Source organism: Niallia sp. 01092 (assembly GCF_052318935.1).
Classification (GTDB): Bacteria; Bacillota; Bacilli; order Bacillales; family Cytobacillaceae; genus Niallia.
Genome location: NZ_JBQRKO010000001.1, coordinates 335,013 through 350,486, shown reverse-complemented (window position 1 = coordinate 350,486; position 15,474 = coordinate 335,013). Strand labels below are relative to the sequence as shown.

Below are 15,474 nucleotides of genomic sequence, written 5' to 3'. Positions count from 1 at the left end.
CCGCTTTTGAAATAACCATTTAAAAGCAATTTCTCGTGTCAAATGAACATTTTTCTTAAGGGATAAGCAAGGCGCTTTTGCTTTTCTTAATAAGAAGTTTTTATAAATTTTCCCTTTTTAGTTTGCGATACAAGCATTTTACGTTATGATAAGGGGGTCTGTTCTTTTATATGCTACATATGTTATATGCAATTTGAGAGGTGAAAACGATGTCGTTCTTAAATAAAGACCGATTATTTTTAATTGTAAAAATACTATTTCCGTTTACTTTATTATTACTAGTTTCTTTAGAACTTCGTGATATGTTTTTATCTATTGATAGAAACTTATTAATGAAATATTTAAAAAAACTAAATTCATTTTCTATTCTATATATTGTGATAGGAGGATTTATTGCGATTAGCCCAATGTTCTTATACGACATTGTGTTAAAAAAGCAGCTGAAAGCCAAGATCCCTTTAAAGCAATTAGGAAAGTATTCTTTAATTAGCAACTCATTTTCTAATTTACTCGGTTTTGGAGGTTTAATTGGTGTTGCATTAAGAACCTTTTTTTATAAAAAATATGAAAGTGACAAAAGAATTCTTTTAAAAGGAATTGCATTTGTCACATTGTTTTATTTGTCGGGAATCAGTATCTTTGCATGGCTTGTTTTTTTTGATAGCTGGAACATGCCTTTAATCAAAAATCATCATTTTTTATTTGTTTCTGTTTTAATAGTTGGTTTAATTTTTCCGGTTATTCTAGCTGGTTTTTTTATTAAAAAAACGAAATTACATACTTTAATGAAATCACCGCGTCTTGTTATTCAATTAATTGCTGCATCTCTGACAGAGTGGCTTTTTGTTTTTCTTTATTTATATTCATTAGCATGCATGATGCATCTACCCGTTTCGACGTGGGATTTTATAAAAATTTTCCTTGTTGCAGTAAGTGCAGGTATAGTTAGTATGATTCCAGGTGGAATCGGGAGTTTTGATTTAGTGTTTTTATGGGGATTTGATTATTTAGGGGTTCCTACTGAAAAATTAATAGTAGTGCTTCTTTTATATCGTATCGGTTATTATTTTGTACCGTTTTTAACTGGACTTCTTTTATTTCTAGGCGATTTATGGAAAAAGTGGAATAGCTATTGGAGTAATATTCCAAAAACAATCGTTGAAAATATTAGTCATTTCTTTTTAACTATACTTGTGTTTGTATCTGGAATTATTCTGCTAGTTTCAGCCGCCATGCCGGGTATTTTAACAAGACTGCAAATTTCACAAGAACTATTAAGTATTAAAGTAATGAATATTACCCACAATGTTTCTGTAGGTACTGGGTTTGTTCTATTAGGGCTTGCAAGAGGGATTGAATATAGAGAAAAAAGAACGTATCATTTAACGTTGCTTGTTCTTGTAATAGCCGCTATTAGTACATTTTTAAAAGGGTTGGATTATGAAGAGGCTTTAGTTATCATCGGTGTTATTATTTTACTCGTACTTTCGAAAGGAAGATTTTATCGAGAAAGCTTTGTCCTTACATGGGGGAAAATCACTTTTGATTTTTTTGTGATTGCACTTTTTACATTTGGATATCTTTGGTTAGGGTATTTAAGTTTGCCATCAACTCAACTTAAAGTACCCTCTATTATTGCTCCATATGTTTTATTAAATGCGGAGAGTTTATTTATTAGTGCTGCTATTGGTCTATTCCTAGCTTTTGTTATTATTTTGTTGGGCTATTTAATAAAAAAGCCAAAAAATTGGATAAAAATCCACTCTAAACTAGATGAAAAAGAGATTATTGAGCATTTGAATACATACAAGGGTACAACATTGTCTCATTTAATTTTTTTACATGATAAGTATATATTTTGGAACAGTTCTAAAAATGTTTTATTTTCTTATCAAACATATGCAGATAAATTAATTGTGTTAGGAGACCCTATTGGGGATGAAGCTTACTTTTTAAAAGCAATTGAAGAACTTTATGAAAAAGCTGATACATATGGCTATACACCTGTATTTTATCAAACTAGCAAATCGATGCTTCCATTTCTACATGGAAACGGCTATGACTTTTTTAAGCTGGGTGAAGAAGGTCATGTTGATATTAGTGAATTTTCTTTATCTGGTAAAAAAATGAAAAACCAAAGGGCATTAAAAAATAAATTTGAAAGAGAAGGGTATCAAGTTTTTGTTTCCTCACCTCCACACGATAACAGTTTAATTAATCAATTAAAGCATGTGAGCGATGAATGGTTGCAAGGGAGAGTTGAAAAAGGCTTTTCATTAGGTTTTTATGATAAGAACTATATAAATACTGTCAGCATTGTTTATGTCACCGACAGTAATAAAAATATCATTGCTTTTTTAAGCTTAAACCCAACCTATCATAAAGAAATGAATTCGGTTGATTTAATGAGAAGTTTGCCTGATGCACCAACTGGTGTAATGGATTTTTTATTTTTACATACGTTTATTTATTTACAAGAACAGAACGTGCATTATTGTAATCTTGGCATGGCGCCACTTTCAAATCTTGGTGTATCGAGGTTTTCATTTTTAAGTGAGAAAATTGCAGATCAAATCTTTCATCATGGTCATGCATTTTACCATTTCCGAGGATTAAGAAATTTCAAGAATAAATATTGTAATATCTGGGAACCGAAATATTTAGCTTATCGGAAAAAGTCATCTTTGCCATTTACTTCAGCACAAGTAACAATGCTAGTTGCAAAAAAACGTTCATAAAGTATAGTTACCAGTTGATAAAAAAAGTAGTGCTATTTCAATTACGAAATGCACTACTTTTTTTATGAAATATAAATTTTCTGAAGTCTGACAGGCGCTTCCACTTTTCTTATTTATACATTTGCGCAATTTGCTTTTGTAACTCTGTATCTTCTAAATATTCGTCATAATTCATTTGTTTATCCACTAAGCCATTTGGAGTAATTTCTAGGATTCTATTGGCAATGGTAGAAATAAACTGATGGTCATGGGATGCAAAAATTAAAGAACCTTTAAAATTAATTAATCCATTATTTAAAGAAGTGATCGATTCAAGGTCTAAATGGTTTGTTGGTTCATCTAACAGCAACACATTTGCACCGCTTAACATCATTTTACTAAGCATACAGCGAACTTTTTCTCCTCCAGAAAGTACACTTGGTTTTTTTAATACTTCTTCGCCGCTGAATAGCATTCTTCCTAAGAAACCACGTAAAAAGCTTTCTGTTTGATCGTTCGGTGAATATTGACGCAGCCAATCAACAAGCGTTTGATCGTCTTCACTAAAATAATTAGAGTTATCTGCTGGAAAATAGCTTTGAGAAGTTGTAATCCCCCATTTAAAGCTTCCGCTGTCTGGTTCGATTTCACCCATTAAGATTTTAAATAAGGTTGACTTTGCCAGCTCGTTTTTTCCGACTAAGGAAATTTTATTCTCTTTATTCATAATAAAACTAATATTGTCGAGAATTTTTACGCCATCGATTGTTTTAGATAAGTTTTCAACACGCAATAAATCATTTCCGATTTCTCTTTCAGGCGTGAAAGCTACATAAGGATATTTTCTTGATGATGGTTTAATATCATCTAAAGAAATTTTATCTAATAATTTCTTTCTAGAAGTTGCTTGTTTTGATTTAGATGCATTTGCACTAAATCGAGCAATAAAGTTTTGTAATTCCTTAATTTTTTCTTCTTTTTTCTTATTGGCATCACTAGCCATTTTAGATGCTAATTGACTTGATTCATACCAGAAATCATAATTCCCAACATATATTTGGATTTTTCCATAGTCTAAATCGGCAATATGCGTACAAACTTTATTTAAAAAGTGTCTGTCATGTGAGACAACAATAACGGTATTTTCAAAATTGATAAGGAATTCTTCCAACCATTGAATTGCATTAAGGTCAAGATGGTTGGTAGGCTCATCTAATAAAAGAACATCAGGCTGCCCGAATAATGCTTGCGCAAGCAAAACCTTTACTTTTTCAGAACCTGATAGTTCAGACATTGTTTTAGTATGAAGCTCTTCACCAATTCCAAGCCCTTTTAAAAGGATGGCTGCTTCTGATTCAGCTTCCCAACCATTTAATTCTGCAAATTCCCCTTCAAGCTCAGCTGCTTTCATGCCATCTTCATCAGTAAAGTCTGCTTTCATATAAATAGCATCTTTTTCTTGCATTACTTCATAAAGGCGAGCATGTCCCATTATTACTACTTTTAATACTTCGAATTCTTCGTATTCAAAGTGGTTTTGTTTTAAGATAGCTAATCGTTCGCCGGGGCCAAGAGAGACATTCCCAGTTTGTGCTTCAATCTCGTTTGATAAAATTTTTAAAAAAGTGGACTTTCCGGCACCGTTTGCACCGATTAAGCCATAACAATTTCCTGGCGTAAATTTAATATTAACATCTTCAAATAATTTTCTGTCACCATATCGAAGACTTACATTGCTAACTGTTATCATTTAATTTATTTCCTCCAACATACAATAATATCTATAAAATTATATCATTTTTCATAAGGATGAGCGAATCCTTTTCATGAATTAATCGTAAACAATATAAAAAGAAAGAAAAAGATTAGAAAATAAAAAAAAATTAAAGGAAAAACAGGGTGATAATAGAATATATTGTTGTAAGCGTTAAAAATTATGGTTGTTTTCGTATAAATTGTTGCTTTTAAACGCTCAACCTGCATACACTTCGTCCGTTTAGCGAGCGTCGAGCCTCCTCGTCGCATACGCTCCTGTGGGGTCTCGTCTTTCTCGCATTCCCACAGGAGTCTACGTGTATACAGGCTGCTAAGAAACACTTTTCTAAATGTTTTATGTAAAAAACAACAAACTTTGAGAAAACAGCCAAGTTTATTTACTTCCATATGAAAATTCAGTTAGTCACAATAATAATACATAAAAATTTATAATTCGTTCATTATTTTTTCATAATTACCCGGTATGATAGAAAAAACAGTCGTAAAGGAGTAGATATTATGGCAAAAAAACAGCTTGTTGATTTAGTAAATAAAATGAAAAAATCAGGAATAAAAATAAGTTTTACAAAACCAAGATCCCAATTTATTGTCCCGTTGCAACAAAGTAATAAACTGACTTCTTCTACATCTCATTGATTAGAAGACAAGCAAGGTTTCCCTACATAATGAAAAAATAGTAAAATGGAAGATTTCTTTTTAAGCTTTAGTTTATCGTCCAGACCTTTTTTGTTAATTATTGTAAATTAATAAGGGGGTTGAAATGAAGGAAGTCTTCCAAACAATCAGAAAAAAATTTTTGTTTTCGGACTTATATTGCTTTAAAAATGTCAATGATTGTTCAATTTTACACAATCTTTTGTTTGTTGTTGTAAAGTATAATACAACTATCAAAGAAAGGGTGGAAGTATAATGGACATTCAACCAGTAGATAAAGCGGTTAATTATGCGTTAAAAAAGAAAGCTACAATCGAGGATTCTTTTTTGCGTTATTTCACCAAGTCAATATTAGCAGGTATATATATAGGTTTTGCCATTATGATATGTTATAAGCTTGCGCAGCCATTTTCTGCTGTTCATTCACCTGCAACCTATATGATGACAAGTTTGTTTTTTGGTATTGCCTTAGTATTAATCAGTTATTGTGGAGGCGAACTATTTACAGGCAACACAATGGCATTTACGATGAGTACATTAAAGGGCGCTACTACTTGGAAAGATACACTTTATAATTGGGTGTCAACCTATTTTGGGAATTTAGTTGGAGCGTTATTTTTTGCTGTTCTTATTCATTATTCGGGTCTTTTTCATTTAGCTGAAAAATCAACATGGTTGATGGAAGTGGCAAACATAAAAATGAGTGCGACCACTACTGAATTATTTGTTAAAGGGATTCTTTGTAACTGGCTCGTTTGTTTAGCGATATGGCTACCAATGAATATTAAAGGTGATGTTGGTAAAATTTTAGCAACCATATTAATTGTGTTTGGGTTTATGATTTCAGGCTATGAACATAGCATTGCGAATATGTCCTTATTTTCCATCGCTTTAATTGTTCCACATCCTGATACGATAACGATCTCCAGTGCGTTACATAATTTGATTCCTGTTTCTTTAGGAAATATTGTCGGTGGAGCATTTTTTGTGGGTGCACTTAATATTTATATTTTTTCGGATAAAAAAACAAAACCGGAAAATAAACCATTAATTGAAAACCAAAAAAGAATAGCAAAATAAGTTATTCCCCATGTTCCTAAAAGCACGTGTTTAAAAAGGTAGCAATTTGGAAGCAAGCAAACGAAGGCTTATGATTTGGTGCTTTTTTGAACATCTTCTAAAATGGCATGGGGAACTGATTAAAAGGAAATATAAGTAAGTGTTAAGGAGATCATTAATCCGAAACAAGTAATAAATCCAATAATAGGCCCACCTTTTTCAAATGCTTCTGGAAGCATAGTAGAACATACCATTGCAACCAAGCCACCAGCACCAAACGCCTCAATATTTGCTATTGCAACCTCGGAAAAATTTTTAAGGAAAATAAACCCAATTAAACTGCTGATACTTGAAATAAACACGACGCTTGCCCATAAACTGACTATTTTGTTATTCGTAAAGCCTCCCATTTTTAATCCTACTGTAGAAGATAACGCTTCTGGAAAATTACTAATAAATATAGCAAGGATAAATAAAGCATCAACTTTATTGTTTGTAAGAATACTTAAGCCAATGATTAATGATTCTGGAATCGCATCCATTAATGTTCCTGCAAAGATAGCTATGCCAGAATGATTGTCTGTTTTTTTATTGGAACGTTTTCGATTTGCTCCACCTTTTTTGTATAAAAATAGTTCAATAATAGTAAATAGAAAAGATCCACTAAGAAAAGATGAGATGGTAAAACAAAGTCCACTTATATGTAAAGATTCTATTAATAAGTCAAAAGAAGAGGCACCGATTAAAACACCTGTTCCTAACGCCATTAAATAAGCAATAATTTTTTTTGGAATGGTGAAAAAAATACCAATAATAGAACCAATTAACAAGGACATACTTGCTAATGCACCCCAAATCGCTGCTTCTAACATTTTTATTTCTCCTTGTCGTAAGCATTTAGTGAAAAGTGTGTGTCCGAGCGTAAGGACAATCAAGAGAGAAGGTCGTTGGTTTGCTCATGTATCTAAATAAGATCTTCAACGTTGCAGGGAGCTATGTAACATCGCACTTTATTTTCTAAATTATTACCTTTTTGTACAGACATTAAAAGGTAGAATTAGATGGATTATTTACTATTCCCCCATTTATTGACTTGTATTCTTAAGGTATAATGGACAAGCAAAGGAGTACGAGATAATGAAAAACCAAATTATTAGAAATAGTTATATATTACAGGCTTTTTATTTTTTTTCGTTTTTTGGCACTGGGAGTTTACTTCCTTTTTTAGGCGTGTATTTAAATAATTCCATTGGATTGTCCGGCTTTGAAATTGGAATAGTTATGTCAATAGGACCGGTAGTCACTATCTTTTTTCAACCCATTTGGGGAATGATTTCAGATAAAAGAAACAATCCATCAACTATTCTTAGATTATGTACATTTTTTACAGGAATATTCAGTTTAGGATTTCTGTTTTTTGATACATTTCTTTGGATTTTTTTCATAGCAATTATTCTTGCTATTTTTCAAAGTGCGATTGTTCCGTTATCCGACAGCATTACGATTAAATTCACTAGTGATTATAAATTAGATTATGGCCATATTAGAATGTTTGGGGCATTAGGATTTGGTATTGCTGTATTTATAATGGGAAAATTGTCTGAAATAAAGCCTAGTATTATTTTTATTTCTTTTTTTATTTCTTTTCTTATTTGTTCCTTTTCTACAAATAAAATGCCAAAGGCTAAACCAGCAACGAATAATAATCCTTTTAAAGGAATAAAACAGTTGGTTGTCCAAAAAAAATATATGATGTTTTTAGTCGTTACATTTATGATTTTTAGTCCTAACTTGGCTAATAATACTTTTTTTGGTTTATTTGTAGAGAACAGTGGAGGAACGTTTACAGGTATCGGAATAGCCTTTTTAATTGCTGTGTTATCAGAAGTTCCTTTCATGAAGATAGCTGGTAAATGGATTAATAAATTTGGATTATTGGAAATTGCTTTATTATCAGGAATCCTTTCATTGGTTAGGTGGATTTTATATTTCACTGAACCAAATTTGATGATTATATATGCTACTGCGTTTTTACAAGGATTTGGAGTAGGGCTATTTATTCCAGTGGGATTGCAATATGTCAAAAAAATTGCACCCTCACATATGATGGCAACCGCTATTACATTTTATTCTGCCATCGGAAATGGTCTTGGAACTTGGTTTAATACGTTTGTTGGTGGTATTATTTTTGATCAGTTTAATATCTTTTATGTGTATTTATTTTTTTGTGTAGTAACTTCCGTAGGAGTTGTATTAACTATTTTATTACTAAAAATAGAGAAAGCAGAAAAATATATCAACAATAAAGAGATAGTAGAATCAATATAGATAGTGGATAATGAGAAACCGTTTTCTAATAATACTACACTTAGAAGGGACTTTCTCCAATCTTTAAAATGATGAAAACAAATAAACGAGAATGACTTGTCATTGACCTGGAACTGTCTAGGTCGGTGATTTTTATTTTGATTGACGATTTGTAACTAAAATCCGCTATTATCTTATGACGGTTGTCCATCCATTCCTTACACTTGTACATAGTATAGTAAAGAGCAAACGTTGGAGGTGTAAAATATGTCTGGTAATCAATATTATCATCAGTGTTCAAATGGAATTGGAAAATGCGTTCGTATTAGAACACATGATGGCAAAGTACACACTGGCATTATTGATAGGGTAACACGTAATAAAGTGTTTATTCGACCATTAGGAGGAAGTCGCAGAAATTACGGTGGCTTTGGCTTCGGTTATTATAGAGGTTACGGTCCAGGTCCTGGCTGGGGATTTGGTTGGGGCTTTGCAGGGGCAGCTATTGGCATTTCCCTTGGGCTAATTGCAGCTTTAGCATTTATTCCGTTTTTTTAATAATCAGTTAATTAATACCACAGGCATTTCTTTCTGTTTTCATAACAAAAAAGATTGTTCGATTTTATTGTTTAGAAATCAAAAAGAAATGCTTTATCCCTTGAGTTAATATTGCTTATACATAACGAAATTATAAGAAAAGCGGAATCGCCTTGTTCAGCCCAGAAGAAAAATGTTTTCTTGGCTCAAAAAGTGTCATTTACTTTTAGAGACAAGAGGTTATCCTTCACAGGAGCTAGGTGCTGGAGCTAGACACTCGTCTAAGTTGAAAACTTTTATACTTAGAAAAGTAAAATAATTTTTTATAAAATAATAAAGTGCCCATTCCTGACAAGCTTTCCATACATATGATGCTTATGTGTATGAGGGAGGTGGATTAAATGAGTGGTCATCCAGAAGAATATAGAGAAAGTTTTGGTGGAGGGTTTGCTCTACTAGTAGTGCTATTCATTTTATTAATCATTGTAGGTTCAAGCTATATCGGTTGTTGTTATTAATATAAAACAAATAAGGAGTGTTAAATAAATGGCATACGGTTATGGCGGTTACGGTTGTGGAAGTTCATATGGATGTGGTTATGCAGCCCCAGTAGCACCAGTTGCAACAGGTTGTGGTTATGGAAGTGGCTTTGTATTAATTGTAGTATTATTTATTTTATTAATCATCGTTGGTGCAGCTTGGTTATAAGATAATAAATAGGGGACTTTCTTATAAGCCGGCAGCACCGGCTTATAAGATCTCTTTTATTTTTTAGATTTTGGTTTGGAATTTCATGATAAAATATATAAGAGAACACCATTCTATTGATTTGGGAGGGTTTTAGTGAAAATATGTTTAATAAAGCGTTAACCATATTAAAAGAGTATTTTGGTTATGAGCAATTTAGAAATGGACAAGCACAGGTAATTGACTACTTGTTAAATGGAGAAAATGTTGCATGCATCATGCCGACAGGTGGGGGTAAATCGATTTGTTATCAAGTTCCAGCGATGATTTTTAATGGCGTTACCATTGTTATTTCCCCACTCATTTCCTTAATGAAGGATCAAGTGGATACATTAACAGCAGTTGGTATTCCTGCTACGTTTATAAACAGCACTTTACAAATGGTGGAGGTAGAAGAAAGAGTAAATGCAATTAAAGCAGGGAAATACAAGCTTTTATATGTGGCACCAGAACGGTTAGAGGCAGATTTTTTTATCGATATCTTAAACGAAGTCGAAATTCCATTAATCGCAGTGGATGAAGCTCATTGTATATCTCAGTGGGGACACGATTTTCGACCTAGCTATTCTCGACTAGGAAAGATGATCAATAAACTACATAAAAAACCAATAATAGCAGCACTTACTGCAACGGCAACGCCACAGGTTCAAAAAGATATTTGTACACAATTGCAAATAAATGAACAGCATACTGTTATTACTGGATTTGAAAGGAAAAATCTTTCCTTTTCTGTTGTGAAAGGAGAGAACAGATTAACCTATATTGATTCATTTATTTCTAAAAATAAAGAGGAGTCAGGCATTATATATGCAGCGACCAGACAGGATGTCGAAAAGTTGTATGAACGCTTAAAAAAGAAAAATCTGCAGGTGGCAAAATACCATGGGGGTATGCTGGATGCTGATCGAGCAAGAGAACAACAGCGATTTATAAACGACGATTGTTTAATTATGGTCGCAACAACAGCTTTTGGAATGGGAATTGACAAATCAAATATTCGTTACTGTATTCATTATCAGCTCCCAAAAAATATGGAAAGCTACTATCAAGAAGCTGGCCGTGCTGGCAGAGATGGGTTGCCAAGTGAATGTATCGTATTATATTCTGCACAAGATATAAGGATTCAACGGTTTTTGATTGATCAAACGACTAATGACCCGAATAAGCAAAAACAGGATCTTGATAAGCTGCAGGCAATGATCAATTATTGCCATACAGAAGAATGTTTACAAGAATATATTCTTAAGTATTTTGGGGAATTATCTGGGCAGAAATGTGAAAGATGCAGCAATTGTAATGATGACAGGTTGGTTGTAGATGTAACAACAGATGCGCAAAAAGTGCTGTCTTGTATCATACGAATGGGTGAAAGATTCGGCAAAACAATGGTTGCACAAGTTTTAACTGGTTCCCGGAATAAAAAACTGATCGATTTTTCTCTGCATAACATAAAGACATATGGACTAATGAAGGAGCAGTCTGCCAAGGATGTAAGTGATTTTATCGAGTTTTTAATTTCTGACTCTTATATCGAGGTGACAACAGGCACTCTGCCGATACTAAAGGTTACTATTAAAGGAAAAGAAGTATTGTTAGGAAAAAAAACGGTATTACGAAAAGAGCAAGTAGTTGCTAATAAATTGGCTGAAGATAATGTCCTATTTCAACATTTGCGATCCATTAGAAAGAAGATCGCCGAAGAAGAAAACGTTGCCCCGTTTATCATTTTTTCTGATGAAACCTTACGCCTCATTGCAGCAAATGAACCAGCTACTATGAATGAGTTTTCTAACATAAAAGGGGTTGGAGAGTTAAAGCTGAAAAAGTACGGAGAAATAATAATTGAAGCAATTGCTCGTTTCAGAAGTAGTTATCCTGAAGAAAAAGTAGATAAATCAATCGTGCAAACAACTGTTCATTCCACGAAAAGAAAGAAAAAAGAAGCGGTAGAAAATTCTCATTTTATCAGCTATGAGTTATTTCAATCTGGGTTAACCATAAACGAAATTGCAGATCAACGAGAATTAAGCAATATAACGATCGAGAATCATCTTCTTCGCTCAGGAAAAGAAGGGAAAAATGTAGATTGGAGCAAGTTTATTACAGCTTCAGATGAATCACAAGTATTATCTGCAATAAGTCAAGTTGGTGCAGATAAATTAAAGCCAATAAAAGAGTTGGTGCCAGAGCATATTAGCTATTTTATGATCAAAATCGTTTTAGCCAAACTGGAATTGGAAAAACTCAGTCAAAGTAAATAACAAAAATGATTTTAATAAACCGAAAATATAAAGAGCCGAGCATGCTAATAGTTGCACAATTATTAGCATGCATGTATTAATAAAGCGCATCCCTTTTTAAAAAATAGGCTGTTCTCAAAGTTTGTTGTTTTTTACATGGAAAATGGGAGAAAAAGTATTTCTTAGCAGCCTGCATACACGTAGACTCCTGTGGGAATGCGAGAAAGACGAGACCCCACAGGAGCGTATGCGACGAGGAGGCTCGACGCTCGCCCACGGAAAGCGAAGTGTATTTAGGCTTCGGGTTTAAAAACAACAATCTATATGAAAACAGCCAAAAAATATTACTAATTTATTTAATATTGGTCATACTAACTTAAAAAGGGGGCGATTCCAATATTTTTCAATAGAAAAGGGTTAGAAGAAAAACCAGAAGAAGTGTTAATAAATTTAGAGGTATATGCATGTAATTCCTGTAATGGATGGATGAGAAAGGATTTTGCGACAGAAGATTTAAAATGTCCGTTATGCGGAAATGAAACTTCTGTTGAAATGAGAGAATTACCGCAAATAAATAATTGAGGGAAAAAAGAATTGAACCTGCAAACGCCATAGAATCGATAAGATATTCCTTATTGGCAGTTTTCACAGGTTCATTTTTAATTTCACAATCTTCTTGATACACTTCGTTTTAAAGTATTATAAATTATCTCGTTGCTGTTCTATTTCTTTTTTTGCTAACGCTGTATTCGTTTCTTCTATATTTGCCAATGTATCAAGTGAATCTCCTCGAAAACGAGCGTTCAGCGATTTACTTTCTGCATTCAGAATTTGTTGTTTTTTCTTCATTACTTATCACACTCCTAATTAAAGTTTTCGCTTATTAACAAAAAATATGATAGAAAAATATAGAAAATTTTGGAGGGGATTCAGCAGTTGATGATAGAAATTTGCTACAGTAAAAAAATATTCTCATCAGCAGAATAGTAATTTAATAAAATGGAAAAATATACAGCAAATCAATTGATCCAGTATAATGTTTTATTTCCATCGCTTGTAAAAAAAACTTTCCTATAATTTGTATTTCCATTACAATCATAGTTGAAACATATTTTTGAAAACTTAAAAAACGAAAAGGTTGCTAATTTTGAATAATAAAGAAACATTTCTATAATTACGCTTTAACTAGGCGAGAATGATTGGGGGGGGTAAAATGTTAAGTAAACTTATTTTTATGTATAGGAGGATGAATATTGTACAGCACCATTCTTATTATTGTTAGCATACTTTTATTGTATGTTGCAGTGTTTACTTCCTTCGATTTATTTTATTTAGTTAGAAATTCAGAAAAAAATAGTCGATTCTTATTTTTAGCGAGCACTTTTTCTATGGGTTTTGGTTTTTGGATTCTTAGTTTTGTCAGCATGATGGCAAATAATATTTATGCAACAGCTAGTTATGAAATTCCTATTACCATATTATCGATGCTTGTCGGTATTTGTTTTAGTGGAATGGCCTTTTATTCATTATTAGATAAAGAACATAATAAACATCGAATTTATATTGGAGCATTATTTTTTAGTTTTTCGATGTTGTCTGTATTTGTAATTGGATTATATTCAATAGGCAGTACAATTCAGTATCATCTATTTTCATTATTTATTAGCTTTGGGTTATTGTTTGCAGGTTTTTCTTTTTCGATCTGGTTTTCTTTTTATCGAACGAAAAAGTCGATAATCCCTTCTTCTTTTATTAGACCATTTTGTTGTTTTGTAATTACTTTGGTGACGCTGACTAGTCAATATATGTTGCTGAATAAAACAACACCTATTAAATGGAATGAATTATCTCCAGACTATTACAACAGCTTTATTGTCTATGTTGTGTTATTTATTACTATTTTAATTTTAGGTGGGCTAATTGGTACAAGTACGCTCATAACAGAAAAGTTAGCTGTAAGTGATATAAATGTTCGTGATATGAAATATGCCCTTGATGAGTCATCAATTGTAGTATTTACGGATAATAATGGAATGATTACATATGTAAATGATAAATTCGTAGAAATTTCTAAATTTAAGCGTTCCGAATTAATTGGCCAAAATCATCGAATCGTAAATTCAAGTTATCACCCTCCTGAATTTTTTAGAGATATGTGGAAAACGATATCAAAAGGGGATATTTGGAAAGGAGGGATTCGTAATAAGGCAAAAGATGGAACATTTTATTGGGTAGATACAGTAATCGTTCCATTTGTAAATAAAAAAGGTATTCCGTATCAATATGTTTCGATAAGACGAGATATAACGGAACAAAAAAAGGTGCAAATTCAATTAGAAGAAAGTATTAAAGAAGTAAGTGATATTAACTTTGCTCTTGATCAATCTAGCATTATTGCATTTACTGATAGACGCGGGAAAATAACGAGTGTAAATGATAAGTTTTGTAAAATTTCTGGATATTTACGAGAAGAGTTGATTGGAAATGATCATCGTATTGTGAACTCAGGTTTTCATTCGAAGGAATTCTTTCAACAATTATGGACAACAATAGCGAGTGGCGGGGTATGGAAGGGAGAAATTCGCAATAAAGCAAAAGATGGAAGCTACTATTGGGTGGATACAACCATCATTCCATTTCAAGATAAAAACAATAAAATTTATCAATACTTAGCAATTCGAAACGATATAACGGACAAGAAAAGAACAGAGGAAATTCTCCATCGCAAAGATAAACTTGCAGCGGTAGGGCAGCTGGCAGCAGGTGTTGCACATGAAATTCGCAATCCTTTAACATCCATTAAAGGATATACAGAGTTTCTAAGTATGGATGAATTAGACAAAAATCGGCAAGAATTTTTCACTATTATTCTGGATGAAATTGAACGAGTAAATTCTATTGTAGAAGAATTTATGTTGTTATCAAAACCAACTGTTTCGGTACTGGAAAAAAAAGAATTAATTCCAATCATAAAAAATGTTATATCCATACTTGATTACCATTTAAGAAAAAGTAAGAGTAAAATCCATTTTGAATATGACAATGAAGAAGTCGTAATTGAATGTGATGAAAATAAATTAAAGCAAGTGTTTTTAAATTTTTTCAAAAATGCGATAGAAGCGATGCCGAATGGTGGAGACATATTTGTTAAAGTGAAGGTAAAAGAAGAAATTGAGATTATAATAAAAGACACTGGTATTGGTATGGAGAAAGAGCAATTAGAGAAATTAGGAGAGCCTTTTTTTACAACGAAAAAAGATGGTAACGGGTTAGGCTTAATGGTTAGCTTTAAAATAATCGAAAACTTAAATGGAAAAGTTTTTATTGATAGTGAAAAAAATAAAGGAACATCTTTCCATTTAACCTTTCCTCCTGCTTCTTAAATAGGTATAAAGAGGTATAAATCATATTTTTATAGGAGAATAGAATATAATATT

Annotated in this window: 13 protein-coding genes; 10 read left to right on the top strand and 3 right to left on the bottom strand. The window is 32.3% G+C overall.

Annotated elements, in window-relative coordinates; translation table 11 throughout:
* Window positions 1–209 precede the first annotated feature (209 nt).
* Window positions 210–2,738: a bifunctional lysylphosphatidylglycerol flippase/synthetase MprF gene (gene mprF, locus ACTXGU_RS01730; protein WP_443479754.1), complete on the top strand. Its 2,529-nt coding sequence runs from the start codon at window positions 210–212 to the stop codon at window positions 2,736–2,738.
* Window positions 2,739–2,847: 109 nt separating this feature from the next.
* On the opposite strand, the gene ACTXGU_RS01725 is transcribed toward mprF, so the two are convergent.
* Window positions 2,848–4,467: an ABC-F family ATP-binding cassette domain-containing protein gene (locus ACTXGU_RS01725; RefSeq protein WP_443479753.1), complete on the bottom strand. Its 1,620-nt coding sequence runs from the start codon at window positions 4,465–4,467 to the stop codon at window positions 2,848–2,850.
* A gap of 524 nt (window positions 4,468–4,991) precedes the next feature.
* On the opposite strand from ACTXGU_RS01725, the gene ACTXGU_RS01720 reads away from it, so the two are divergent.
* Both ACTXGU_RS01720 and ACTXGU_RS01715 read left to right on the top strand, forming a co-directional pair.
* On the top strand, window positions 4,992–5,129 hold the full coding sequence (locus ACTXGU_RS01720) for a hypothetical protein (protein ID WP_443479752.1): 138 nt from the start codon (window positions 4,992–4,994) through the stop codon (window positions 5,127–5,129).
* Window positions 5,130–5,402: 273 nt separating this feature from the next.
* Window positions 5,403–6,227 carry a formate/nitrite transporter family protein gene (locus ACTXGU_RS01715; protein ID WP_443479751.1) on the top strand — a complete coding sequence of 275 codons (825 nt, stop codon included), beginning with the start codon at window positions 5,403–5,405 and terminating at the stop codon, window positions 6,225–6,227.
* Window positions 6,228–6,346: 119 nt separating this feature from the next.
* Here the strand turns inward: ACTXGU_RS01715 and ACTXGU_RS01710 are convergent, their stop codons facing one another.
* Entirely contained in the window at window positions 6,347–7,078 is a 732-nt protein-coding gene (locus ACTXGU_RS01710) for a ZIP family metal transporter (RefSeq protein ID WP_443479750.1), read from the bottom strand.
* A gap of 265 nt (window positions 7,079–7,343) precedes the next feature.
* On the opposite strand from ACTXGU_RS01710, the gene ACTXGU_RS01705 reads away from it, so the two are divergent.
* The 6 genes from ACTXGU_RS01705 to ACTXGU_RS01680 all read left to right on the top strand — a co-directional run bounded on the left by ACTXGU_RS01705 (window position 7,344) and on the right by ACTXGU_RS01680 (window position 12,619).
* A complete protein-coding gene (locus ACTXGU_RS01705) occupies window positions 7,344–8,534 on the top strand; it encodes an MFS transporter (protein ID WP_443479749.1) in 1,191 nt (396 codons plus the stop codon).
* Between the two features lie 246 nt (window positions 8,535–8,780).
* Window positions 8,781–9,071 (top strand): hypothetical protein, encoded by a 291-nt coding sequence (locus ACTXGU_RS01700; protein ID WP_443479748.1) that lies wholly within the window; start codon window positions 8,781–8,783, stop codon window positions 9,069–9,071.
* Window positions 9,072–9,451: 380 nt separating this feature from the next.
* Window positions 9,452–9,568 (top strand): YjcZ family sporulation protein, encoded by a 117-nt coding sequence (locus tag ACTXGU_RS01695; protein WP_443479747.1) that lies wholly within the window; start codon window positions 9,452–9,454, stop codon window positions 9,566–9,568.
* A 28-nt stretch (window positions 9,569–9,596) separates the two neighbouring features.
* Window positions 9,597–9,758 (top strand): YjcZ family sporulation protein, encoded by a 162-nt coding sequence (locus tag ACTXGU_RS01690; RefSeq protein ID WP_443479746.1) that lies wholly within the window; start codon window positions 9,597–9,599, stop codon window positions 9,756–9,758.
* Window positions 9,759–9,901: 143 nt separating this feature from the next.
* Window positions 9,902–12,058 (top strand): DNA helicase RecQ, encoded by a 2,157-nt coding sequence (gene recQ / locus ACTXGU_RS01685; RefSeq protein ID WP_443479745.1) that lies wholly within the window; start codon window positions 9,902–9,904, stop codon window positions 12,056–12,058.
* 369 nt (window positions 12,059–12,427) lie between these two features.
* The gene (locus ACTXGU_RS01680; RefSeq protein WP_443479806.1) at window positions 12,428–12,619 is read left to right on the top strand and encodes a cold-inducible protein YdjO-related protein; all 192 of its coding nucleotides are present in this window, start codon (window positions 12,428–12,430) and stop codon (window positions 12,617–12,619) included.
* 117 nt (window positions 12,620–12,736) lie between these two features.
* Here ACTXGU_RS01680 and ACTXGU_RS01675 read toward each other — a convergent pair whose 3' ends face one another.
* Window positions 12,737–12,886, bottom strand: coding sequence for a hypothetical protein (locus tag ACTXGU_RS01675; RefSeq protein WP_443479744.1), 150 nt, complete (start codon window positions 12,884–12,886; stop codon window positions 12,737–12,739).
* A 404-nt stretch (window positions 12,887–13,290) separates the two neighbouring features.
* On the opposite strand from ACTXGU_RS01675, the gene ACTXGU_RS01670 reads away from it, so the two are divergent.
* On the top strand, window positions 13,291–15,420 hold the full coding sequence (locus ACTXGU_RS01670; RefSeq protein ID WP_443479743.1) for a PAS domain S-box protein: 2,130 nt from the start codon (window positions 13,291–13,293) through the stop codon (window positions 15,418–15,420).
* Window positions 15,421–15,474: the final 54 nt, after the last annotated feature.

Excerpts from the sequence above, each read along its gene's own strand:
- mprF (WP_443479754.1), top strand. The coding sequence starts at position 210 with ATGTCGTTCTTAAATAAAGACCGATTATTTTTAATTGTAAAAATACTA.
- ACTXGU_RS01725 (WP_443479753.1), bottom strand. The coding sequence starts at position 4,467 with ATGATAACAGTTAGCAATGTAAGTCTTCGATATGGTGACAGAAAATTA.
- ACTXGU_RS01720 (WP_443479752.1), top strand. The coding sequence starts at position 4,992 with ATGGCAAAAAAACAGCTTGTTGATTTAGTAAATAAAATGAAAAAATCA.
- ACTXGU_RS01715 (WP_443479751.1), top strand. The coding sequence starts at position 5,403 with ATGGACATTCAACCAGTAGATAAAGCGGTTAATTATGCGTTAAAAAAG.
- ACTXGU_RS01710 (WP_443479750.1), bottom strand. The coding sequence starts at position 7,078 with ATGTTAGAAGCAGCGATTTGGGGTGCATTAGCAAGTATGTCCTTGTTA.
- ACTXGU_RS01705 (WP_443479749.1), top strand. The coding sequence starts at position 7,344 with ATGAAAAACCAAATTATTAGAAATAGTTATATATTACAGGCTTTTTAT.
- ACTXGU_RS01700 (WP_443479748.1), top strand. The coding sequence starts at position 8,781 with ATGTCTGGTAATCAATATTATCATCAGTGTTCAAATGGAATTGGAAAA.
- ACTXGU_RS01695 (WP_443479747.1), top strand. The coding sequence starts at position 9,452 with ATGAGTGGTCATCCAGAAGAATATAGAGAAAGTTTTGGTGGAGGGTTT.
- ACTXGU_RS01690 (WP_443479746.1), top strand. The coding sequence starts at position 9,597 with ATGGCATACGGTTATGGCGGTTACGGTTGTGGAAGTTCATATGGATGT.
- recQ (WP_443479745.1), top strand. The coding sequence starts at position 9,902 with ATGTTTAATAAAGCGTTAACCATATTAAAAGAGTATTTTGGTTATGAG.
- ACTXGU_RS01675 (WP_443479744.1), bottom strand. The coding sequence starts at position 12,886 with ATGAAGAAAAAACAACAAATTCTGAATGCAGAAAGTAAATCGCTGAAC.